This window comes from Gemmatimonadales bacterium (assembly GCA_030697825.1).
Lineage (GTDB): Bacteria > Gemmatimonadota > Gemmatimonadetes > Gemmatimonadales > JACORV01 > JACORV01.
This window is the reverse complement of record JAUYOW010000037.1, coordinates 1-3,094: the sequence shown is the minus strand read 5'-3', so window position 1 is coordinate 3,094 and position 3,094 is coordinate 1. Positions and strand designations below refer to the sequence as shown.

At 67.1% G+C, this 3,094-nt stretch carries 5 protein-coding genes; all 5 read right to left on the bottom strand.

Annotated elements, in window-relative coordinates; genetic code table 11:
- Positions 1-426, bottom strand: a 426-nt coding sequence (locus Q8Q85_01610) for a hypothetical protein (protein MDP3772941.1), incomplete at its 3' end; no start/stop codon positions are given.
- A 138-nt stretch (positions 427-564) separates the two neighbouring features.
- A complete protein-coding gene (locus Q8Q85_01605) occupies positions 565-1,107 on the bottom strand; it encodes a hypothetical protein (GenBank protein ID MDP3772940.1) in 543 nt (180 codons plus the stop codon).
- Between the two features lie 186 nt (positions 1,108-1,293).
- Positions 1,294-1,896, bottom strand: a complete 603-nt coding sequence (locus tag Q8Q85_01600; protein ID MDP3772939.1) for a hypothetical protein — start codon at positions 1,894-1,896, stop codon at positions 1,294-1,296.
- 183 nt (positions 1,897-2,079) lie between these two features.
- Positions 2,080-2,664 carry a hypothetical protein gene (locus Q8Q85_01595; GenBank protein MDP3772938.1) on the bottom strand — a complete coding sequence of 195 codons (585 nt, stop codon included), beginning with the start codon at positions 2,662-2,664 and terminating at the stop codon, positions 2,080-2,082.
- A gap of 150 nt (positions 2,665-2,814) precedes the next feature.
- On the bottom strand, positions 2,815-3,094 hold a 280-nt coding region (locus Q8Q85_01590), incomplete at its 5' end, for a hypothetical protein (GenBank protein ID MDP3772937.1).

Below are 3,094 nucleotides of genomic sequence, written 5' to 3'. Positions count from 1 at the left end.
GCGGATCGGCATCTCGGCGGTCACGTGCTGGTCGTCGATTCGCACCGCGGACATGAGCTGCGCGCCCCGCGTGACCGGGAACCGCCAGCCCGTCTTCCCGTACGGTTCGGGAGCGAGCCGGACGCCGTGGTCGAGCACCGCTTCGTCGATGATGGCGTCCTCCGCGAAGAGGATGGCGACGCTCGGCGCCGCCGGATTCACCACCATGTACCCGGCCCAGAACGGATCGGGCGGCGTGGGCTCCGGGACGACGGGCGGCGGGTTCGCGAGCGAGGTCTCGAGCTCGGCGGCGAGGCGCTGGGCCTCCTGGGCCTCGGGCGCCTCGCGTTCCTCCGTGGGCGTCGGCGCGGCCGGCGTCGTTGGACGTGCGTCGGGGCGCGCCGTCGCGCAGCCGACGAGCAACAACAGGGTTGCGGTCGTCTTCATGTCGTGTTTCCTCCTCTTGGGTTGAAGGTACGGTCGGAATGATTCCCACCTGAGGCCCGAACGGAGAGACGTTCGGATCTCGGGTGGGATCCCCCGATGTCCATCGGGGGGTCGTATATTTCGCGAAGCCATGTGACGTCATGCGTTCGCAACTGCTCGCGGAGCGCGTGCGACTCCCGGTGGGGTGCCGAGCGTGCGCCCGCAGAACGGGCAGAAATCGATCGGCGTGCAGTGCAGGCCGTCGGTCGCGGATGCGAGGTGTCGGTCGGCATCCCAGAAGATCTCGAAGATGTTGAGTCCACTGGGTGGTGTCGATTCCGGTCTCCATCGCGGGCGCGTGCACTCGTGCACGAGGACCTCGTTGACGCCGGCGTGAAACCGCACGCGCTTCTGCGCCCAACGCGTTGGTCCATCACCAGGCGCGCGATTGCCGCGACTCCGGAACCGTACGATGCCGCCGTATGCGGTCCAGGCGAAGAAGTACACCTGGACGACGAAGGTCCCCCACGCGGGTGACGGGGACGTGAGACACTCGATGCTCGCGCCGATTTGGCCGAGCATGAACAGCGGGCAGAAGACGAAGTACTTGCGGTCCGGAAGCGTCCCCCCGTTCTGCTGCATCCACGCCCACACGATCATCTGGATCGCCATGAGCGACCACGCGATTGCCGTCGAGTCCATGATTCCTCCGAAGAGTAAAGGTACGGTCGAAATGTTCCCGCCTGAATCCCGAACGTTAACGTTCGAGTCTCGGGTGGGATCCCAACCGTGTGGTCGGGATCAGGTCCGGGCGACAGCCCGCCAAAATGCGCTCGGCGCTTTTGGCGGGTACCAGCCTGAGCTACGCCCGGGGTCGGTGCGGCTATCTCACGAGGCCACACTCGATGACGCTGCGAGTTTCCGTTGACGCGCGAGCATGCGCGGTCGAACGAGGAGTATCGCCATTGCGGTCGTGTCGGTGACCGCGAAGGTGATCGGCTGGAGTGCGTCTGCGATCGTCCATTGCGGAATCGCCGCGATCGCGAATACGCACGAGCACCAGTAGAACGTCCACGCGAGCGTGCTCTCGCGGTTCGGGTCCTCCCACGCCGACACGAACGTCGGGATGGATCCGAGGAAGAGAACCGCGCAGCTCGTGGCGATGCCGGCGATCGGGTCCCTCGTGAGCGCCCAAAGCGCGATGCCGAGCGCCGCGCCGCCGAGGCAGAATCGGTCGAGCCGCGTCCAGCCCGGCGATCCGAACTTCAGCGCGAGGCCGACGACGATGGATACACCGATCATCGCACCGATGAGTTGGCCGTTCACGGTCCCCTTCACGATCATGCCCGCGAGCGTAATCGTGTCGAGGGTTATCCAGATGATCCACGTCGCCTTCACGGGCTTCGCTCCCTTGCGGAGAATCGCCCAGATGTACGGGACGAAGCCGGCGATGATGAGCACGCCGGCAAGTACAGAGAATACTTGCTTCACGTCGAGCTCCTTTCGCTGGTGGTTGTTGAAGGTGCGATCAATGTTTCCCGCCTGAACTGTCGATCTCCCGCGAGATCAACCGCTCGGGTGGAGCCCCGACAGATTGTCAGGGCCATTCGGGGAGGAGGCCGATGTCTCCGCCAGAGGCGGACAGGCATCGGACCCCTCCCCACGTGTTGCGCGTCAGTCCGCGACGACGTCCCAGGCGTCGGCGTACGCGGCGCTTTCGCGGGCCTTCGTGCGGATTTCGTCCGCGGTCCACTCGAGCGCCTCGTTGTTCCCGCCCGCGAGGTTCGCGACGAGCCGGAACGGCGTGAGCGGCGAGGGCGGACCGGCGGAGGCGAGCACCGCCACGACAACGTGGGTGACCTCGCTCCCGATCCGGGCGGCCTCCGCGTGGTCCGCCAGGACGTCCGGATCCGCGAGGTACGCCTCGCGGGTGTAGACGACGACGGCGACGGACTCGACCGCTTCGGCGCAGCCTCGCTGGAGATACGCGCTCACGCGGCCGCGGTGGCAGCGCAGGACGTAGCGGGCAGGGTCGGGCCTTCGTCTTCCGACGCCCGCGGAGACCGTCGCGTTCGCCTCGCGGGGCAGCACGATGTAGTGCTGGCCTGGCTTGCGATCTCTCGAGGGATCGTGCGCGCCGAGCGCGAGCCACAGGAGCGACCGGAAGTCCTCGCTGGCGATGACCTTCGTGCCGATCGTCTCGATCTGGAACGCCGAGCAGGCACTCGAGACGTCGAACCTGAATCTGGATGCGGGCATCTGCCCTCCTCTCGTTGCTTGTGGGTGAAAGTGCAATCGTTATCGATTCCCGCCCGAGCACTCATCGGATGATGAGATCTCGGGTGGGACCCCGACCGAGCGCGTGAAGGCGCGTCGGTCGGGGCAGAACTACGTTGCGGGTCGGGGGGGCTAGCTGGAGGCGCGCGCCTGGGCCGCCGCGGGCTCCTGCGTGTGCTCGAACGACTCGGCCGTCTGGCTGGCGAGCCGCACGAGCGCGGCGTCGGTCTCCTCGATGGCCTCGTTGAAGGCCACCCCCTCCTCGTGGTTCGCGTGGTGGGCGAGGTCGGAGATCGCGAGGCGGTCCAGGATCAGCTCGATGGCCGCCGTGGCCCCGAGGAGCACGCCCATCGCCTCGATGGCCTGCTCGCGCGACACGAGCAGCTCGGGCAGCGCCTGGCGCTGGTACAGA

What these genes read in the sequence shown, in the direction of transcription:
- Q8Q85_01595 (MDP3772938.1), bottom strand. Translation starts at nt 2,664, where the DNA reads ATGCCCGCATCCAGATTCAGGTTCGACGTCTCGAGTGCCTGCTCGGCG.
- Q8Q85_01605 (MDP3772940.1), bottom strand. Translation starts at nt 1,107, where the DNA reads ATGGACTCGACGGCAATCGCGTGGTCGCTCATGGCGATCCAGATGATC.